The organism is candidate division KSB1 bacterium, from assembly GCA_022566355.1.
In the GTDB taxonomy this organism is placed as follows: Bacteria; Zhuqueibacterota; JdFR-76; order JdFR-76; family DREG01; genus JADFJB01.
Window position 1 is genome coordinate 38,035 of the sequence record JADFJB010000011.1, and the last position, 20,481, is coordinate 58,515.

The 20,481-nt window shown below is 37.4% G+C and carries 18 protein-coding genes; 4 read left to right on the forward strand and 14 right to left on the reverse strand.

Annotated features, from left to right (window positions below; all coding sequences use genetic code 11):
* Positions 1 to 10: 10 nt before the first annotated feature.
* The 10 genes from mutL to IIC38_03740 all read right to left on the reverse strand — a co-directional run bounded on the left by mutL (position 11) and on the right by IIC38_03740 (position 12,583).
* The gene (mutL, locus tag IIC38_03695) at positions 11 to 1,816 is read right to left on the reverse strand and encodes a DNA mismatch repair endonuclease MutL (protein MCH8125049.1); all 1,806 of its coding nucleotides are present in this window, start codon (positions 1,814 to 1,816) and stop codon (positions 11 to 13) included.
* Entirely contained in the window at positions 1,809 to 2,663 is an 855-nt protein-coding gene (locus IIC38_03700; protein MCH8125050.1) for an MBL fold metallo-hydrolase, read from the reverse strand. The genes mutL and IIC38_03700 overlap by 8 nt, the downstream gene beginning before the upstream one ends.
* A 27-nt stretch (positions 2,664 to 2,690) precedes the next feature.
* Positions 2,691 to 4,391: a 4Fe-4S dicluster domain-containing protein gene (locus tag IIC38_03705; GenBank protein ID MCH8125051.1), complete on the reverse strand. Its 1,701-nt coding sequence runs from the start codon at positions 4,389 to 4,391 to the stop codon at positions 2,691 to 2,693.
* Between the two features lie 101 nt (positions 4,392 to 4,492).
* Positions 4,493 to 6,046, reverse strand: a complete 1,554-nt coding sequence (rny, locus tag IIC38_03710) for a ribonuclease Y (protein MCH8125052.1) — start codon at positions 6,044 to 6,046, stop codon at positions 4,493 to 4,495.
* 32 nt (positions 6,047 to 6,078) lie between these two features.
* Entirely contained in the window at positions 6,079 to 6,600 is a 522-nt protein-coding gene (def, locus tag IIC38_03715) for a peptide deformylase (protein ID MCH8125053.1), read from the reverse strand.
* Between the two features lie 496 nt (positions 6,601 to 7,096).
* Positions 7,097 to 8,155 carry a sodium:calcium antiporter gene (locus IIC38_03720; GenBank protein ID MCH8125054.1) on the reverse strand — a complete coding sequence of 353 codons (1,059 nt, stop codon included), beginning with the start codon at positions 8,153 to 8,155 and terminating at the stop codon, positions 7,097 to 7,099.
* Between the two features lie 179 nt (positions 8,156 to 8,334).
* The gene (gene queG / locus IIC38_03725; protein ID MCH8125055.1) at positions 8,335 to 9,387 is read right to left on the reverse strand and encodes a tRNA epoxyqueuosine(34) reductase QueG; all 1,053 of its coding nucleotides are present in this window, start codon (positions 9,385 to 9,387) and stop codon (positions 8,335 to 8,337) included.
* A gap of 47 nt (positions 9,388 to 9,434) precedes the next feature.
* Positions 9,435 to 11,288, reverse strand: coding sequence for a bifunctional homocysteine S-methyltransferase/methylenetetrahydrofolate reductase (locus IIC38_03730; GenBank protein MCH8125056.1), 1,854 nt, complete (start codon positions 11,286 to 11,288; stop codon positions 9,435 to 9,437).
* Positions 11,289 to 11,296: 8 nt separating this feature from the next.
* Positions 11,297 to 11,548, reverse strand: a complete 252-nt coding sequence (locus IIC38_03735; GenBank protein ID MCH8125057.1) for a hypothetical protein — start codon at positions 11,546 to 11,548, stop codon at positions 11,297 to 11,299.
* An 18-nt stretch (positions 11,549 to 11,566) separates the two neighbouring features.
* Positions 11,567 to 12,583: a dipeptide epimerase gene (locus IIC38_03740; GenBank protein MCH8125058.1), complete on the reverse strand. Its 1,017-nt coding sequence runs from the start codon at positions 12,581 to 12,583 to the stop codon at positions 11,567 to 11,569.
* Positions 12,584 to 12,768: 185 nt separating this feature from the next.
* Between IIC38_03740 and mazG the strand changes: the two genes are divergently transcribed.
* The 3 genes from mazG to IIC38_03755 all read left to right on the forward strand — a co-directional run bounded on the left by mazG (position 12,769) and on the right by IIC38_03755 (position 15,956).
* Entirely contained in the window at positions 12,769 to 13,539 is a 771-nt protein-coding gene (gene mazG, locus IIC38_03745) for a nucleoside triphosphate pyrophosphohydrolase (protein ID MCH8125059.1), read from the forward strand.
* 35 nt (positions 13,540 to 13,574) lie between these two features.
* Positions 13,575 to 14,759, forward strand: coding sequence for a glycosyltransferase (locus IIC38_03750; GenBank protein ID MCH8125060.1), 1,185 nt, complete (start codon positions 13,575 to 13,577; stop codon positions 14,757 to 14,759).
* A 138-nt stretch (positions 14,760 to 14,897) separates the two neighbouring features.
* Complete coding sequence (locus tag IIC38_03755; GenBank protein MCH8125061.1) at positions 14,898 to 15,956, forward strand: glycosyltransferase; 1,059 nt, start codon at positions 14,898 to 14,900, stop codon at positions 15,954 to 15,956.
* Between the two features lie 19 nt (positions 15,957 to 15,975).
* On the opposite strand, the gene IIC38_03760 is transcribed toward IIC38_03755, so the two are convergent.
* The 4 genes from IIC38_03760 to IIC38_03775 form a co-directional block, all read right to left on the reverse strand.
* Positions 15,976 to 17,310 (reverse strand): choice-of-anchor B family protein, encoded by a 1,335-nt coding sequence (locus IIC38_03760; GenBank protein ID MCH8125062.1) that lies wholly within the window; start codon positions 17,308 to 17,310, stop codon positions 15,976 to 15,978.
* A 124-nt stretch (positions 17,311 to 17,434) separates the two neighbouring features.
* On the reverse strand, positions 17,435 to 17,698 hold the full coding sequence (locus tag IIC38_03765; GenBank protein ID MCH8125063.1) for a hypothetical protein: 264 nt from the start codon (positions 17,696 to 17,698) through the stop codon (positions 17,435 to 17,437).
* 68 nt (positions 17,699 to 17,766) lie between these two features.
* Entirely contained in the window at positions 17,767 to 18,123 is a 357-nt protein-coding gene (locus IIC38_03770) for a hypothetical protein (GenBank protein MCH8125064.1), read from the reverse strand.
* Between the two features lie 149 nt (positions 18,124 to 18,272).
* Positions 18,273 to 18,863: a TIGR00730 family Rossman fold protein gene (locus tag IIC38_03775; protein ID MCH8125065.1), complete on the reverse strand. Its 591-nt coding sequence runs from the start codon at positions 18,861 to 18,863 to the stop codon at positions 18,273 to 18,275.
* A 278-nt stretch (positions 18,864 to 19,141) separates the two neighbouring features.
* Here IIC38_03775 and IIC38_03780 point away from each other — a divergent pair, with 278 nt between their 5' ends.
* Positions 19,142 to 20,131 carry a DUF1835 domain-containing protein gene (locus IIC38_03780; protein MCH8125066.1) on the forward strand — a complete coding sequence of 330 codons (990 nt, stop codon included), beginning with the start codon at positions 19,142 to 19,144 and terminating at the stop codon, positions 20,129 to 20,131.
* Positions 20,132 to 20,481: the final 350 nt, after the last annotated feature.

A 20,481-nucleotide genomic window follows, 5' to 3' on the forward strand; every position in this document is an offset into this window, starting at 1 on the left:
GAAAAACAAATTAGATTCGAAGAAAGCGACGATCCAATTCCTCTATAGGTACTGTTATAATAACCGGACGGCCATGAGGACAAAAATAGGGATTCTGTGTAGCAAATAAATTGTCAATTAAATAAACGATTTCCTCTTGTTTTAGAGGATCTCCGGCTTTTATAGCATTTTTACAGGAATAAGTCGTAGCTATTTTTTCACGTATATCCGGCTCTTTGTTTTGTTTATATTCGTCTATCATTTCTTGCAAAACTTTATCCTCATTTCGGTTTTTCATTTCAGAAGGGACTGCTTCAATAATTACCGTATTCGAGCCGAAATCCTTCACCACAAATCCAAGTTTGGATAAATAGAATTGCATTTCAAGAAGGACTTCGAAATCTTCAGGTGTCAACTCAACGGTTTTAGGAAATAATTGCTGCTGTGCCACAGGTGGAGAACTCTTAAATAATTTTAAGGCCTGTTCATATAATATTCTTTCATGTGCGAGATGCTGGTCAATAATTATCAAGCCACTTTTAATTTGAGAAAAAAGATATTTATTATGCAATTGCCATACAGAAACCCGGTCAGTAAATTCTCTGCTTTCGAATTGAGGCTCTTTGGGTTCTCCTGGTTTTTGCGGTATATTGTGGCTAAATTCGGGATCAATTTCGCGTTTTTGTTTACGAAATTCAAATGGAAATGCAAGCTCTTGTTTTTCCTGATCGATTCGAAAATGATCTACACCAGGCGTTTTGGATGTGCCGGATTTTGGAACCAGGGGAACGGTTTCATAATCTGTTTCTACGGTTGCATATTGTTTATTTAATACAGGGATAACTTCATTTGTATGAAGCGCTTGCTTTGCAGCCCTGTGGATCAATCCATAAACGGATCTTTCATCTTCAAACCGCACTTCAATTTTTGATGGATGTACATTTACATCGATGCTTTCAGGATCAACATCTAAAAATAATGCATAAAATGGATAACTTCCTTTTGGCAACATCGCTTCATAAGCGCTGACAACTGCCCAATTTAAATTCTTATTTTGAATATACCTGCGCATTAAGAACAGATACTGATCGCCCCTGGTTTGCCGAAATAAATCCATGTTTCCTATGAATCCATCCACGTTTTTATCCCCAAATTCAAAATTGACTTCTACGACATTGTCTCCGTATTTATCTCCGTACACCTGGGTTATCCGGTTTTTAAGATCTGTTGCGGATAGATTAAAAATTTCTATGTCATTTTTAAAAAAGTGGAAAGTAATTTCTGGGAATGCCAGGAAGTAGCGATTAATTACTTGCAGAATATGACGATATTCTGCGCGATCACTTTTCAAAAATTTTCTTCGTGCAGGCGTATTAAAAAACAGGTTTTTTACGGCAATTGAACACCCCTGGTTGCCACTGGATTTACTTAAACCTTGGACAATCCCTCCCTCTAATGTAAGCAAAGTACTGGTTGGTTCGGCTTCAACCCGGGTTTTAACTTCTACCCTGGAAACAGAACCTATTGAAGCAAGCGCTTCACCGCGAAATCCCATTGTTTTAATTCTCTCCAAATCTTCTGCGCTATGGATTTTACTGGTTGAATGGCGCTCAAAAGCAAGGATAGCATCTGATTCTATCATACCGATGCCGTTATCAATAACCTGGACTAGATTCTTTCCACCGTCACGCACAGCGATGGTAATTTCACCAGCTTTTGCATCGATAGCATTCTCAATCAGTTCTTTTACAACTGAAGAAGGTCGATCGACAATCTCTCCGGCAGCAATTTTATTACTCAGGCTTTCGGATAATATTTTGATAATTCCTTCAGACATCCGTCACCATCAATCTCTCGCCAAGCGCATAGCCTTTCTCAGTTTTCTCAACATTAGCCAATATTGTATTTGGGTCGTGCTCAAAGAATAACATCCAATTTTCGTCACAAATTTGGGCTAGATATTTTTTCTTTTCTTCAAGTGTCGACAATGGTTGCAAATCATAACTCATGATATACGGCAGTGGGATATGCGCGGAAGTCGGGAATAGGTCAGCACAATACAAAATTGTATCAGAGCCATCCTGAACCTTAATCATTTGCTGACCAAATGTGTGACCATCAATTTTTAATAATGAAATGCCCGGATAAATTTCAGTATCACCATTGACTTTTTCCAGTTGGCCGGAATCATTCAAAGGAACAAAATTCTCTGGCATAAAACTCGCTTTATCTCTATCGCTGGGTTTTAAGGCCCATTGATATTGACTTTCCTGGATCCAATACGTTGCATTAGGAAAGGTTGGTGCTGGATTATTTTTTTCATCAAAAATTGTTGAACCACCTGTATGGTCAAAATGCAAATGCGTTAAAATGACATCGGTGATATCGGAATATTCAAACCCTAATTGGTTTAACGAGTCTTTTAATGTGTATCGGGAAAAATCAACCGCATAAATCTGGTTTAGTTTTTCAGACATTTTATGCCCGATTCCCGTATCTACCAGAATATTTTTCTGGTCCATTCCAATTAGCATACCCCTTGTTGTCATTTGAATTCTGTTTTCCTCATCAGCTGGGTTTGTGCGATTCCACAATGGCTTTGGAACAACACCAAACATCGCTCCCCCATCAAGCATAAATCTACCGAATTCCACCGGCACAATTTCAAACCGACCTAACTTCATATAAAATATTTTCCTTTTTTTTTCGTTTTAAGTGTCTGTATATTCAGGGCCACTGCCCCCTTCTGGAGGTGTTAACCTACCGCCTTTCGCAGTGATTGCCCCACATTGAACACAATTTGTTGGATTTGTTTGAATGGTTTTAGCGCCTTCATCATTGTCTTTCCACTCATAAACTTCCGCAGGACACATATGGATCCAGGTTTCGCCGATCACTTCAGGAACATTTCTGTTTACTTTTAAATGATCCGGCTGGTTATCGCGGCTGCGGTTTCCACTGGCATAGACGCTGCTTAATTTATCAAATGTGAATTGATTATCGGTTTTCCCATATTCTTGCGTCCCCTTGACCATTGTCCTTTCGCGATCTGAATGCATTGAAAACCGCCATCCGGGAAAAAGACCGGATGTTATGGTCATTAAACCGGCGAGAAAAGAACCAGTAGTAAAGCCGTACTTAAAGGCTTGTCTCATATTTCGGACTTTATACAAATCTTTTTCAATGACGCTGTTTTTAATTGCTAAATCAAAGTCTCCTAAATTCTCAATTTTATCATCCTCATTTTGAATTTTGTCATACAATGTTTCTGCTGCAATAATGCCAGATAACATTGCATAGTGGATGCCTTTCAGAGCCGGCACATTTACAAAGCCCGCCGAATCACCTATCAAAAGTGCTCCCGGAACATGATATTTTTTCGGCAACGAGTAATATCCTCCTTCAGGAATTGTCTTGGCTCCCCAGCCATTTTCGATACGGTTGCCGTCAGCAAGAATATTTCGGATTAAAGGGTGGCTTTTGAATTCTTGCAATAAATCATGAGTTGAAAGTGAAGAATCGCTATAATCAAGCCCAACGACAAACCCAATGGATATTTTATCCTTTGCCATTGGGTAGATAAAACTGCCGCCAAACTCACTATATTTTTTTGCTCCTCTGAGCGGCCAACCCATTGTGTGAATAACTTTGTTTAGTGGTTTTGCCACTTCCCAAATTTCTTTCACTCCCAAAGCGTAGACCTGCGGATTCGTTGGCGCCAGATCAAATTCTTCGATAAGTGTTTGAGATAAATGTCCTAAGGGACCTTCACCCAAAATGGTGATTTTAGCAGAAATATCCACACCCGGCTCATAATTTGGCAGTTGTTCACCAGCGGAAGAGAGTCCTTTCTCTCCAGTTCGAATTCCTTTTATACTATTATCTTCTATAATTAAGCTGATTGCAGATGTTTCGGTAAGTATCATAATCCCTAATTCTTCAGCTTTTTCACCTAACCATTTTCCAATCTCACTAAGAGATGCAATGTAGTTTCCATGGTTCTTCATAGTTGGAGGTATTATTGGAAATCGGAATGCGTGATTCTTTGTTAAGTAATAAACGGCTTCCCCTTCAACCGAATTGTAAAATGGGAAATCATCAATTGTCATGTTTGGAAATAGTTTTTGAAAACCAATTGGGTTAACCACTGCTCCTGATAATAGATGTGCACCAGGATATTTCCCTTTTTCCACAATTGCGATAGGAACTTCACCCAGTTGTTCATTCAATTCCGGTTTTTGTCCAAGCAATTTTGCCAAATGGATAGCACCTGACAGGCTGGCTGGTCCGGCGCCAACAAACAAAACACCAACTTCAATCCTTTCTTCAGCAGGATCGGTGAAAGTTGAAATGAATTCCATGTTTTTTAGCGTTGGTGCAAAATCGGCTGGTTTATGGGACAATTTAATCATTTTTTACTACTTGTTGATTAATAAATATGTAGACAGTAAAAAAGCGGCAAGTTGCAAAAAAACTTTCTGCCGCTTTTCCATCAGTTGAATTAGATCCTTTTCTAAATACTTTGAACGGATTTAGTCTCGCGGATAACGGTAACCTTAATATGGCCAGGGTACTCCATCTCAGATTGTATTTTTTTAGCAATCTCTGAAGACATAACATATGCTTCATCATCGGTCACTCTTTCAGGTTCTACGATTACGCGAATTTCCCGTCCGGCTGAAATGGCAAATGATTTTGAGACTCCTGGAAAAGAATCTGCTAATTTTTCCAGAGAATCGATTCTCCTAACATAATTTTCAAGTGTTTCTCTACGGGCTCCTGGCCTGGAACCTGAGATAGAATCTGCAGCCGAAACCAGGATTGAAATTGGATTGTCTTTAATTTCATCCTCATGATGAGATGCAATTGCATTGATTACAACCTTGTGTTCATTGTATTTTTTTGCCAATTCTACCCCAAGTTGAGTATGGGTGCTCTCTGAATTTTGGCTAATTGCTTTGCCGATGTCATGGAACAATGCGGCTCGTTTTGCCAATTTTATATCTAATCCTAACTCAGCCGCCATTGCACCGCACAGTAATGCAACTTCTTTACAGTGGTTCAACACATTCTGTCCATAACTAGTACGAAATTTAAGCCTTCCCAGGGTTTTTATCATTTCAGGATGTACATCTCTTATTTCCAAATCTTTTAAACACTGGGTTGCGGATTTCCAAATCAACTGCTCAATTTCTTTCTCGCATTTTCGAATGGCCTCTTCTACTCTTTGCGGATTAATTTTTCCGCCCTTGATTAATTTTTCCAAAGCAATCCGGGCAATTTCTCTTTTTACCGGATCAAATCCGGATAAAACAACAGCTTCCGGGGTATCATCCACAATAATTTTTACGCCAGTCAAATTCTCGAATGCTTTTATATTGCGGCCGTCTCTCCCGATTATTCGACCTTTAATTTCATCAGAACTTAGATGAACTACCGATACGGTAGTCTCTGTGGTATGCTCGGAAGCCACTTTTTCCACAGCTCTTGTGACAATCTCTTTTGCTTCCCGAACAGCGTTTTCTTTGGCTTCGTTAAGAATTCTCTTAGAAAGTTTTGCAGCTTCCAGTTTTGTATCTGTTTCAATATTAGAAAACAATAATTTTTTTGCTTCTTCAACGGAGAGTCCTGAAATTGAGTCTAATCTTTCATTTTCCCGCTTAATAATTTGAGAGAGTTCTTTGTCTTTATTTTGAATGCTCTCTTTCATTTTAGCAATACCTTCTTCTTTCTTCATCAGGTCATGTTCTTTGATATCCAGGGATTCAGAGCGTTCATTAAAAAAATTTTCTTTCCCTTGTATTTTTTGGTCTAACTGCTCAAGGGACGATTCTCGTTCCTGGTATTCTTTCTCAAGGCTTTCTCGAAGTCGAAATTGCTCTTCTCTTGCCTTTAATAATATATCATTTTTTGTTTGCTCGGCTTCTTCTTTGGCACTGCTTAATATCTCACCAGCCTTCATATTTGCTTTTTGTGAGTTTTGTTTCTGATAGTACTGATTGATGAACCAACCGGCTACAAACAGCAAAAGTCCACCCGCTATGGTCGCTCCAGTTTCTAACACTATTTACCTCGTATTTCTTTATAAATTAATTTTAATTAACGACTTAAAACCGCACTTTCTTTTTCCAGCGCTTTCAATTTTTCATTTAACATTATTTTTTTTACAGGGGAAAGATAATCGATAAAAAGTTTCCCATCCAGGTGATCTACTTCATGAAGGATTACACGGGCAAGTAAGCCATCTGCATGGAATTGAATCTTTTCTCCTTTAAGATTTAATGAAGTAAAATCAAAAGATTCGCATCTTATTACATCCGAACGAATATCCGGAATACTGAGACATCCTTCTTCTATTGTAACAAAGCCGGATTTATTTTTAATAATTGGATTAATAAATATTTGTGGATTTAAGTCTTCATCATCTTCCCTTGGATTCACAATAAATAATCTTTTCAGGACACCCACCTGTGGAGCTGCAAGTCCTACACCATTATTTTCGTACATGGTTTCCACCATATCGTGAGCCAACTGTTCAGTTTCTTCATCTATTGTCTCTATCGGGCTGCAAATTTTTCTTAAAGCCGGGTGTCCGTAAATTTTAATTTTTATCAATGGCATTTTTACAAAACTTTTTCTATTGCCTAACCTCAATATTTCTGTCTAAACTGAAAATATACAAATTATTTTATTTATTTAATTTATAATTCCCGAACTTTATTAACCTGGATAATTCATGAATTATAGTTTTAAGCTTAAAATTTCCTAATTGTCATCCCGTCGCAACGGGATCTATTTCCATAAAAAGGAAATAGTAAAATCGTAAGTATAAATTAGTTGTAAAATAGATTCCTACTGGATGACAGTGATAAGGTTTATGAATAGATCAAGTTAATTAACCTGCACTATTCATGAATTTTTGCCACAAAGACTCTAAGCCACTAAGAATATTAAAGTTATAAAGAAAAGTACTATGAACCAATTTTATGTCAATATAAAAAATTAATCTTTCTTAACCTTTATTTTTTAAAGCTTTGTGTCTTTGAGTCTTGGTGGCTATGAATTATCCAGGTTAGTAACCTCTTTTAAAAAATTATATATGATTTTTGTAAATCTTTCACACGTTAAATAATAAATAGACAATAGAACCCACAAAATAAGCAATTAAGACAACACCTTCTCCCTTATGTACCTTTTTCTCCGAATATATAAATAGAAAGGTAAGGACATAGCCGATTACAAGAATAATAATTATCGAACCTGAATCGAAAATATTTATCAGTATTTTCTTGCCTGTCATCGAAGTATAGATAAATCCCGGAACTCCCAGGCAAATGCACAAATCAAAAGTATTTGAAGCGATACCATTGACAATTCCTACAGAATCTTCTCCTTTTCTTGTGGCAGATATTGACATTAATAAATCACTTATTGATGTTCCTGGAGCAAAAACTATCGCAGCAAGCAGGCTTATTGGAAATATAAATTCGAATAATTCTTCGCTCAATTTTATAGTTCGCAATCCAAAAGTAACCAATAGATGAGATAGAACACTTATCAATAATATCCCAAAAACTAATTTGAGAATAATCGATTTCCAGCTTTGATTGCTAACTGCACTATATGGTTTCGATTTATCGAAAAAAAGTGAGATTACGTAAACGATATAGAGACATATTAAGATCAGGAAATCATATGAAGAATAACTTTTGTCTAATGCCAATAACAGTAACAAAATTATTGAAACGCCATAAAACGGCATATCCCGTTTGTAAATTCTCGGGTCAACCGTTAGTGGACTTTTAATCAACGAACATATGCCTATTATGATGCATAAATTAAATAAAGCCGACCATAGAACTGTGGCAAGACCTATATCAAATATCTTGTAAACAACAATCCCGGAAAAAGAAGTAAAAAATTCAGGTGTAGAACTGGAAATAGCTAAAAACAATCCTCCGGCCACCAATGAAGAAATTTTCAGCTTATAAGAAACTGCCCCAAATGCATCCTCTATCCAAATTGAAGGATGATAGAGTAAGACCAAAACAGCGAACAAAGAGAAAACAGAAAATACCAGAGACAAAATCGATGCTTCAAACTTCAAAAACACCAATCCCAGTAATAAACTAACAATTGCTGAGATTATAAAGGTTCTGGATTTAAATAAATTCATTTTCGCTCAAACATATGATTTCTGCACTAATAATAATAAACTTAGAAGAAAAATAAGTCATTTAAAAATATTATTGGTCAAAAATGAATTTCTGATATTTTTTTTTATGCCTTTATACTTTAGATTCATCCAAATATTAACTTCATTATTTTTCATCATAAATTACATTCATCGATGAATTATTCATGTGAATTCTGCTTTATTTGAATTTGTCTATTCGCCCAATTCCGCGCTTCATTTACTATTTCATTGTGCTCAAGATTTATTTCCTTTAGAATTGAAAGGAATTCAGGGTTTCCGGAGTTTCCTATCACAATAAACAAATTTCGCAAAAGACCATCCTGTTTGGCTCTTTTTAAAGGACTCTTCGAAAAAGCCTCGGGGTATTTATGTAAGATCAACTCTAACATTTTTAATATTTCCGGATAGTATTTATCCTCACTCGGTAAGAAATCTTCTCGCTCAGTTAATGGCGATTTATTGTTCCAGGGGCATACTTCCTGACAAATATCGCAGCCAAATAAGTGATGGCCAATATCCTCACGAATTGATTCGGGGATTTCGCCCCGGTTCTCGATTGTTTGGTATGAAATACATTTCCTGCTGTCGATTACTCCATCTGAAACGATTGCATCGGTTGGACATGCATCGATACACTTCGTACAGCTACCGCAATAATCTCGGATTGCACTGTCCGGTGCAAGTTTTAAATCTGTTAGTATTTCCCCTATAAAAAAATATGATCCCAGCTTTGGATGGATTAGACAACTATTTTTTCCGAACCAACCCAACCCGGCGTGATATGCAAAAACACGCTCCAGAACCGGACCTGTATCTACATATCGTTTATAAGTAAATGGAGACTGCAGCTCATTTTTCATTTTTTCAATCAACTGATCAAGCATTTTTTGGACAGTAAAGTGGTAATCCTTATTCCAGGCATAACGAGAAATCCACGTTTTATTTTTATCCTTTTTATCAATGGAGCGATTCCTTTTGGTGTCATATAAAACCCCACAAGAAATAATAGATTTCACTTCCGGAAGAATTTCTTCTACATTTAAGCGAGGGGAGACTTTCTCGGTGATATATTCCATATCAGCTGCATACCCTGATTTTATCCATTCCAGGAATGAAAACATTTCCGGGTATTGTTTTGCTTGTGCAATTCCAACGAGATCGAATCCTACTTGGTGTGCAAAGCCTTTAATCTGATCTGCCAGGTTAGACATTCGTTTTCAATGATTTTTTGTTTGTGGATAATTTGAGAATTTATAGACTATTTGAGGACCTCGATCACATCGGTGGCCATCTCAAATTTATTGAATGGCGGCATCAGATATGTCCCTTGAACCATATCTTTCGCTTCAAGTAAAAATTCTTGGGCAATTTTAATACCTTCGGAAGGACCATTTTCTCCGGCATTTATCATTCTTTTCCTGATGTTTTCAGGGATGAACATTTCCGGGACTTCATTATGTAAGAATTCCGCATGCTTGCCATTTCTTAGAGGAAGAATACCTACGAAAAAAGGAACTTTCAATTGATCTACGGTACGCATGAATTTTTCCAGGATTGAAATTTCATACAAAGGCTGTGTAAATACATATTTCGCCCCGGTTTCTACCTTTTTGTATAATCGATTGAGTTCCTGCTCCATATCAATCTCAACAGGATTGCAACCTACCCCGGGATTGAAATTTGTCGCTTTTTTTAGCGCCCTTCCGGTCATATCGGTTCCCTGGTTAAGCTTGGTGATTAAGCTAGTCAAGCCAATGGCATCAACGTCAAAAACTCCCGTAGCATTTGGATGATCACCTAATTTTGGTGGATCCCCGGTGACTGCCAGAATGGAGCGAATTCCCAAAGCATGGGCGCCCATTAATTCCGCTTGTAAAGCAAGAATATTTTTGTCGCGACAAGATAAATGCAAAATGATCTCAACATCAGTTGCTTCCTTGATAAGATGTCCCATGACTAAAGAACTCATTCTTGCACGCGCTAATGGGCTGTCAGCAACATTGATTGCCTCTACTCCCCTACTTTTTAGAAAAATCGCACCCTCAATTAGTTTTGTAGGATCTATTCCGCGTGGAGGATCAATCTCCACACTGATCAAAAATTCTTTCCCGAGTTTTTCAACAAAGGAGGAAGGTTTTTCATCAATTTTCTCAGTTTCAACTTCGTCAATCCATTTAACTTGAATTTTACCTTTTACCCGGGATTGTGGCCTTGTTCCTTTTACTTTTTCAGCAATTAATTGAATATGAGCCGGAGTTGTTCCACAACATCCGCCAATGACATTAATCCCCAATCTCGTTAATCTATGGGCATAGTCAGCGAAATATTCGGGAGATGATAAATACATATATCTTCCACTTACCATTCTTGGAATACCGGCATTCGGCATCGAAGAAAGGAACATATCTTTTGTTTGAGGTAGTGAGGCAATTAATTCCATCACTTCATAAATACCTTGAGGTCCAACTGAGCAATTCGCTCCAACAAAAATGGAGTCATAATCTTTCAATAATTGAATAACCTCTTTTGGTTTATCGCCCATCATAGTTTTTAGATCATCTGTAAACGTCATTTGTGCGGCAATGGTTACATTTCCCAATTCTTTTGCCGCTATTAAAGCCTGGGTGATTTCTTTTAAATCATTAAATGTCTCCAGGAGAATAAAATCGACGCCACCCTCCATGAGCCCTTCGATTTGTTCCAAAAAGTAAGATTTCGCGTCATCAAAGGTGATCTTACCCACCGGTTCCATCGGCTTGCCTAAAGGGCCAACAGAACCAAATACCCATGCCTTGTCTTTGCATGCTTCCCTTGCAAGTCTGGCTCCTTCGAAATTTATTTCCTTGACTTTATGCTCTAAATTGTGCGGGCGCAAACGTATCCTATTTGCCCCGAATGTATTGGTTTCAATAATTTCAGCACCAGCAGCCATGTATTGTTGATGAATGGAGCGAATTAGGTCTGGTCGGGTTAAATTTAATTCGTCAAAGGATGCAGTGAATGGAATTCCCTGGTTGTATAGCACGGTTCCCATTGCACCATCGGCTACAATCACACGAGATTGTAGAACTTCAAGGAAAGATTCCCTTCTGGATTGTAGTTTTGTTTTCATACTCAGGCTTACCTTACAATTTCCATATCATCAAACTCGACATCTTTTGGAACGATGTGGGTTTTATTCAGTACTTTCATGACAATCAGTGCCAGCACAAGAAGTAGAATGAATCCTAAATAGGATCGCTTCTTTTTTCTGGAATAGACATTTTTCCTAAACTGTATTCGATGTTGTTTTGCACCACCACCCTCCTCTTCTTCTTTGTAGAATCGAGGTCTATAACTATACTTGCGGGTTTTTGGCTGACGGTATAACATAATCATCATCCTATTCAATTAATCTGAATACAATTCATTCTTTGGACTTACACCCAAACCAAGGTTATTGTTAATACTTATATAGCCATCGGTCATTGTTAAACCCGTAAAAGGATCATTTGATATTAATTCAAAACCATCTAAATCGGCAAAATCCAGCAACGGCAAGAATTGAGCGCCGGCAGAAATTGCCAGCGAGCTTTCTGTCATACAGCCTGCCATCACTTTCATTCCGGATTGTTTTGCTGATTGAATCATCGATAATGCTTCAAGAATCCCACCACACTTCATTAATTTGATATTGATCCCATCGAAGAAATTCACCAATGCAGGGATGTCTGAGCTATTCTTAACACTTTCATCTGCAAATAGCGGCAAATTCACTCTCGCTTTCACCCATGCCATATTCTCATTTTGTGATGCGGGTAAAGGCTGCTCGACAAACTCCACATTTTGATTTTCCAGCCAATTAATCTTTTTAACAGCTTCTTCTTTAGTCCAACCTTCATTGGCATCCACCCGAATGGTTTTATTAGTTTGTGACCGAATTTTCTCAATGATTTGAATATCGTTATCAGCGCCGAGTTTCACTTTTAAAATTGGAAACTTTGCAGCTTCCTGCACTTTTAATTCGATTGTATTAAGATCTGCGATACCTATGGTGAATGAGGATCGAACATTTCGATCTGATGGTATTCCCAACAATTGCCGTACCGATTGCCCCCTGCTTTTACTTACACAATCCAGGATTGCCATTTCAATCGCCGCCAAGAGTGAACGTGGTGGGTTGTCCGTTGAATTAATATTTTTGATTATGCCTTCATAATCACTTAGCTCAGGATATTTGTAGAAGTTAAGCTCACTAAATGCTGCTTTTACTGACTCAATATCTTCTCCCCAGTATTTAGAAGGAGAAGCCTCTCCATAACCAGTAAACCCTAAATGATGTATCCTCACAATAGCCACATCAACGAAATCTCGGCCGCAATCTCTCGATATGCGAAAAGTATGTTTCAATTGAAGCCGGTATTCCATTAAATCAATTTGCATGTTACTAATATTTTAAGAGTAGATAATTTAGCTAATTTCAATAAGTGCTTTATAAATAATATGATAATATTAAACCAATTCCTTTGAAGAATCAAGTTGAAATTTAACTTAGCATTATGGATATTTATAAATTAAAATCAAATAGATTTATACTTTTAAAGGGACACTAAATGGATAACAATAAATTCATTGCGCTCATTCAGATCATGGAGAAATTAAGGAGTGAAGACGGATGTCCCTGGGATAAGCAGCAGACACATGAGTCACTCCGTGAGTATTTGTTAGAAGAGACGTATGAAGTTTTAGAATCTATTGAGAAAAAGAATCAGGATGCATTGAAAGAAGAATTAGGTGATTTACTCTTACAAATTGTTTTTCATGCGCAAATAGCAAGCGAAAACAAGCAGTTTAATGTAAATGATGTGATTGACTCAATAACTGAGAAATTAATCCGGCGTCATCCGAATGTATATGGTAATCAAAAAATTGATACACCAGAAGAGCAGGAGAAAAACTGGGAAAAAATAAAAAGGCAGGAGGGCCGGGAATCCGTTATTGACGGTGTTCCCAAAGAATTACCGGCTTTATTACGCGCCTATAGAATTCAATCAAAAGCAGCCCAAGTTGGATTCGATTGGAAAGAAATTGCAGATGTTTGGTCTAAATTTAAGGAAGAAACATCGGAATTGCAGCAAGCCATATCAGAAAAAAATGAGAATAAAATTGAAGAAGAACTGGGTGATTTACTATTTACTTTAGTCAATATAAGCAGATTCTTAAAATCGAATCCTGAAAACGCCTTGAGGAGAACCATTGAAAAATTCAATCATAGGTTTCATATAATTGAACAAGAAATCAAATCACAATCCAAAAATATTGAGGATTGTTCCCTGGAAGAATTGGACTCGATTTGGAATCGCATTAAGAATTCTGAAAAATAGAATGATTTGCGCCCTTTATTTAAAGGCTTCCTAAAATGCAACTTCTTCTGATTGCCGCTTTTAGCACGATATTTCTATTTTATATCCTTGCCATAATTTTATTATACATTGGAATTGCAAGAATACAACAATTTTCTCAACCCAAATCAGATGCTCTGCCTTCGGTGTCTATTATTGTTGCAGCGAAAAACGAAGCCCATAACCTACCCCGCTTGATTCAATGCTTAACAAACCAGCAATATCCTGAAGACCGATTGGAAATTTGTATTGTCGATGATCATTCCCAAGATGAAAGCTGGGATATTTTATGTTGTGCCAAAGAAAAATACTCAAATTTTTATGTTATAAAAATTACAGACTCCATACCCGATTTTGCTCCAAAAAAACGCGCTTTAGACCTTGGGATCAGGGCAACGACGGGAGATATCCTACTATTTACCGACGCAGATTGTACTCCACCCCCTACCTGGGTAAAATCAACAGTAGAATGTTACGGGGAAAACACATCAGTCGTCGTTGGGTATTCGCCTTATCGCTTCGATAAGCCCATCAATAGCATGATTCGAGGTCTACTGGCTTTAGAATTTTTCTCAGTAGCAGCTGTCGCAGCCGGTAGTATTGGCATCAAAAGACCTTTAACTGCAGCAGGGTGTAACCTAAGTTACCGGCGTTCCACTTATTTTGCAATGGGTGGATTTGAATCCATACGGAAATGGGTTTCCGGAGACGATGATTTATTTATCTTAAAAGTAGCTCAAAAGAAACCCGGGACTATTACTTATGCACTTTCACCCCAAGCATTTGTCCCGGGGGCCGCGCCATTGACCTGGAATAAATTCCGAAACCAACGGATTCGTTATGCAAGTAAAGGCATGCATTATGAACTTCCTATGACAATCGGTCTGATCTCTGTTTATTTTTTGAATGCATTTTTATTTTTTGGGCTTTTATCTTTGTTTGTTTTCCCTGGAATTTATGGCCTAACCGCTGTAATTGCATGGGTGATTAAGGCCATTTTTGAATTTATCTTTTTATTGAAGGCTTCGAAAGCTTTTCAAATAAAACGGTTATTGAGATATTTTATTATTACCCAAGTTCTTCATCCACCTTATTTACTTTTCTTTGGATTTCTTGGATTATTTAATCGATTTCAATGGAAAGATCAGGCATTTCTAAAAACAACAGAAACCATTCGGGATAATATTGTTGATTCTCGCTAGATCAGGATCTGTAGGAATATGGGAATTAAATCTATTACCGAATAGCTCACAATGATTATCGATAACTGGCAATTGCCTTTTTTAGCAATCACCCTTTTATATTTTTTTCAGGCATTGTTCGTTTGCTTTGGTTTATGGATGGCGAACAAAACTCCTAAAAACAAACCAAAAGATAAGCCTTTTGTTTCTATCATCGTTGCTGCCAGGAATGAGTCTAATAACATCGCCAAAACCCTGGAAAGCATCCTGGCAATCGATTATCCAACGGAGAAATTTGAAATCTTTGTCGTTGATGATGACTCACACGATAATACTTCAGATATAGTCTCCAAGTTTTGTGCAAAACATAACCATGTGAAATTGATTCAATCGAGAGAAAGAATCGCAAACCTGAACGGCAAGGCCAGCGCGATTCATACTGCCTTGCAGGAGACAATGGGCGAATTTATTTTTATCACAGATGCGGATTGCAGGGTTCCTGCAAATTGGGTTAAATCACATTTGTTGTATTACACAACAGAGACAGGCATGGTTGGAGGTTTCACATTATTAACCGATAAGGAGGCACCATCCAATCTATTTGCCAGAATTCAATCTTTAGAATGGCTTTTTGCTACATCTGTCGGAAGTGGCTTTTCCGGCTTAAAAAAACCGTTAGGTATATTTGGTAATAACTTGAGCTTTCGCAGAGATGCATATGACCTCATTGGTGGTTTTCCAAACATTGGTTTTAGCCTGGTTGAGGATTACGCCTTGATGAATGCGATTAAAAAGCAGACGGATTACAAGATAATTCTCCAGCCGGAACCTGAAATGATTGTACAAACAAATCCAGTCGATACTTTAAAAAAGTTATATTTACAGCGCAAACGCTGGGCAATTGGAAGCAGGGGATTTTCTTTTTCTGCAAGATTCTTAATGCTACTTAGTTTTATTGCGAAAATCATTCCTCTGATTTTGGTGATCTTAAATACCTTTTTGGCCGCAATCATTGCACTTCTAATAATTTTATTTTCAGATTTTCTAATTCTAATTTTTGCTGTCTTAATATTGCAAAGAAAGGAACAATTAAGATCGTTCTTTTTATTTGAATTATTTGTAATAATTTACCCATTAATTCTTGCCCCGTTTTTTTTGTTTAGTCATTCAGTTAATTGGAAGGAAAGGAAATATACGAGCCAGAACATCAAAAAATAATGTTTGAAGTAATCTCTACTTATTTTAAATAAACCATCCTCTTATTTTCAACAAAAGCACCGGCCTGCATTTTGTAGATATAATAACCAGCGCTCACATCGATGCCAAAATCATCTTTACCATTCCAGGTAACTGTGTACTGTCCGGCTGTCTGGTATTGATCAACCAGGGATCTAATCGGCTGACCAAGAATATTGTAAACAATAATATTAACATCAGAACTGGTAGCAATGGAATAATCAATTTGAGTTTTCGGGTTGAATGGATTTGGATAATTTTGTCCTAAGGTGAATTCTGTGGGTATTTCGTAAGATTCAGTTGGTGAAATATCAGTAATTTGACGGTCAAATTTAAAGATAAATAAACCTGATTGATCACTTACATAGATATTCCCTGAAGGCGCAAATGGATAAACGCCAAAGGCGCCGCCAAAGCCTTCACGCGAAATGGGTGATGTATCATATTCAGCAACTACTTTGATGTTAGTTGGGTCAGAAATATCGAAAACACGGAATCCGGAATAATAATATGAAGTAAAAGCATAATCTCCAATTATATATAAATTGTGCACAATTCCTCTTGCATCTCCCCACTCACCAACTCTTTGAGGTTCGCTAACATTGCGAATGTCCCAAACAGTAATATCCGGGAATGGATGTCTTGAGCCCTCATCCGTTATAAATAAGTAATCGCCATCTTTAGAAGTCCAGCCACTGTGATGATAAAATATAGTTGAATTGGTAATCGAGCCTATGAGGTTCGGATTGGAGATATCAGAAATATCATAAATAAATGTTCCGGGTGAACCATGAAAATCGTATAGCCGGTTACCAATAACGGCTGCATCGTGGCCATCTGTGCCGACTCGCCATATTTGTACAGGATTTGTAGGATCATTATTCAAATCCATTATTCGAGTACCCGGACCTGACTGAAACATGTATCCATTCTCAGAGATAAAAATGTTATGTGAAGAATTAAAAGAGCCAACTTGAACCGGCTCAGCAGGATTGGTTAAATCGATAATGGCTCCAAATCCCCCACCACTACCGGTAACGGTATAAGCATAGTTTTTCCATACTTTGACATCAAAACCGGGAACCGATCGCATATGAGAAACAAGAATTGGGTTTGTAGGATCAGTAACATCGAAAATCATCAAACCATTACTCAAACGGCCCATTAAGGCATATTCTTTTCCGGTATTGGGATCAACATATCCCCAGATATCGGCACCATCAGCTGGTGCAATACTGTAAAATCCCAAAACACTTACCAGGTTATCAGCATGGACTGTGTGTGATATAATGCAGAGGTTACAGATTACGAAATACAAGAGCAGGTTTTTTTTCATAGCTATTTTCCCAGTTCTTATTGGAATATCGTTTTAACAAAGAGTTTACTCTAACGTTCAAATTAAGAAATCGTTTCAATGATATATTGCAGAACCTTGCTTATTCGGGTAATAAAATTGATGGTCAAATGTTTTGTGAAAATGCTAGTTTGGCTTCATGAACCATTTTTCTAACCAAATCCCTATTTTTCCTGCCGTCTTTTCCCTCAACCCCGGTGTGAACATCAACACCAGAAGGTTTAACTCGGGTTATTGCTAACCCTACATTTTGAGGATTTAGTCCTCCAGCTAAAATTACTGGATGTTTTGATTTTTCAACTAACTGTCGACTAATATTCCAATCGTAGGTTTTTTCCTGTTGCACCATCGGCTCCGGTAATTGGATCATGTGTGTCGGTAAAAATTCCTTCTACGAAAGGCGAGAATTGTGTAATGCTCTGCATTAATTCATCGATGTTATTCCTTTAACACAAAGCTCTTAATAAGTTTATATTCCGGATTAAACGTAAACAACTTCCTGATTTCCACAATAGATATCCTGCCATGGATTTGAATCACTTCAATTCCTGTGGCTTGACAAATTTCATGAATTTGCCGTGCTTTATTGAAATATGTGATTAAAACTGCAGGTACTTGATTGCTTAATTTCTTAACGATTTTATGAGACTTAGAAATTGTTAAATCTTTTCTATGAACAGGTAATCCGAGTGGAAAACCGATTGCATCCACTCCTTCATCCATGAGCAGTTTTGCTTCCACCCAATCCATCACACCGGCAATTTGTACGAATCCTGAATTTTTTAAAAGTTTCATAATTAACCTGGATACTTCGGTAGTATCGGCACTGTCGTCCAGGAGGGATCTATTTAGACCTTTATTCTTTTTCTTTTTGACAGGATTAACAAGATATACTGGATTTTTATCCTGATAATCCTGTTTATCCTGTCTAAAAATGAGCTTGCTTATTTTAATACGGCAAAATCCCGGGCATCTTTATACCATGCTTCACCATTGCTTAGTGCCGGGATAATTTCATCGACAGAATCTACTACCGTCCACATTTGCAGATGTTTTTCATGCATGAAATGCTCCCGGACACACTGGTTAAGCATTTCAATACAGGGATTAAAAAATCCCTTAAGGTTAGTGATTATTATTGGCTTACTATGTAATCCCAATCTTTTCCAGGTGATGACTTCAAGTAATTCCTCAAGTGTTCCGCATCCTCCCGGTAGTGCAACAAAAGCATCTGATTCAGAAACAATCATACTTTTGCGCTCATGCATAGTGTTTACAATATGAAGTTTAGTAATTCCCTTGTGTCCCCATTCCAGTTGTTGCATAAAATCAGGTATAATTCCGACCACCTCTCCACCTGCGGAAATGGCACCATCAGCAAGACTTCCCATCAATCCAACTGCACCGCCGCCATAATAAGTTACAATCCCATTTTGTGCCAACTGAATGCCCAGCTTATAAGCCGCTTCCAAATAGGATTTATTACATTTATTGCTTGAAGCACAATACACACATACTCGTTTTATTTGCGCCATTTATTGTTCCTCACATTTTTTGGAAATTAGGTTCCGATGACAAATTTTGAAATCTATGATATCTAATTATTTGATCGATCAAATTTCTGGACCTATGTTTAAACACAAAGTAAGATAAAATCAGCCTGTGTCTAATTCAATAAATTATTGCAGGTTGGCACACATTCCTGTACATTGCCAATACGAAATTACCAAAAGGTGAACCTCGTATCACTTGTTGACTAAGCGCGGTTCAAAAACCGGCAAATAACATTTATTCACTAACTAGCTGCACATAAATGTCAGATCGAATACTTATTATCACGAACGGCGATAGCGCTGTTGATACACTCAAAGAAGCAGGGATTGTTGCAGATTTTCTGCCCTGGCGTGATGTTTTGCATGATGGCCCTGTACCAGCAAATCTCACTCTAGAAGAATTATCGATCATCCGGGCTAAATTTATTTCAGAACGAGGTTGGGGTGAGTATGAAGATGCGATCAATAATTTTAAAGAACGGGATAAAAGGTTAGCTACGTCTGGAGATTATGAAGAAGTGATCCTATGGTTCGAACACGATTTATACGATCAGCTTCAGTTGATCCAATTATTGGATTGGTTTTCGCAGCACGAATTTAAAAAAACAAAGTTAAGCATAATCTGCAAAGATGAATTCGTTGCCAATTCATCGAAAGGTCGGTTGTTAGTAAATTATTCAGATCGGAGTGAAATAACATCAAATCAACTTGCTTCGGGGTACCAAAGCTGGCTGGCGTTTTGTTCACCAAATCCAAAAAAAATAGTAGAAATAATCACCCAGGATATATCCTACCTACCCTACTTGCAAAGTGCATTTTTACGCTTATTGCAAGAGTATCCTGACAAAGAAAATGGCTTATCAAGAAACCAGTCACAAATCCTGAAAATCGTACAATCGAATATGACTCAACCAGGCGAAATATTTAAAGAATCGCATAAAATGGAAGAGGCTAATTATTTGGGCGATGCCTCGTTTTGGCAGCATATGTATGGGATGAATCATTGTGATTTTCCACTTTTGCAGGCTGAAGGCAGCAAACCATTTTTTCTGCCGAGTTCATTGAATCCCGATCAAGAATTTCTGCAGCAACGATTAATTCTCACAGAACTCGGTCAACAAGTAATTCTGAATAAGACAAACTGGGTGGAGATAAATGGCATCGACAAGTGGTTGGGTGGAGTGCATGTTACCAGGAAAACCTTGTGGTATTGGGATAACACTAAACAAATCTTGATTAAGGAAGAATAAAATTTAGCACCGAATAACACCGAAAATGAACTATTAATATTCAGTGATTTTCGGTGTTTAAAAAAGAAATCAAATGATAACATTGAAAATAGCATTTCAACTCTGTATAATCGGGGATCCAGATGCCGGATGCCAGATACCAGATACCAGATGCTGGAAGTATCCAGTGTCGTCTTATCTCTCATTCGAATCAATTTGAGAGATGGGTTAGCAATACTTGTCGGTTTGAAATGAAGTTACTCTATAATTTACAGCCGGTTCCGAGAATAATTCTTTGTGGAAAAATCGACTTGTAAAGTCTATCTTTTTGTGATTAATCCAAAAACTATAAATTTTAAAAGTAAAAAAAT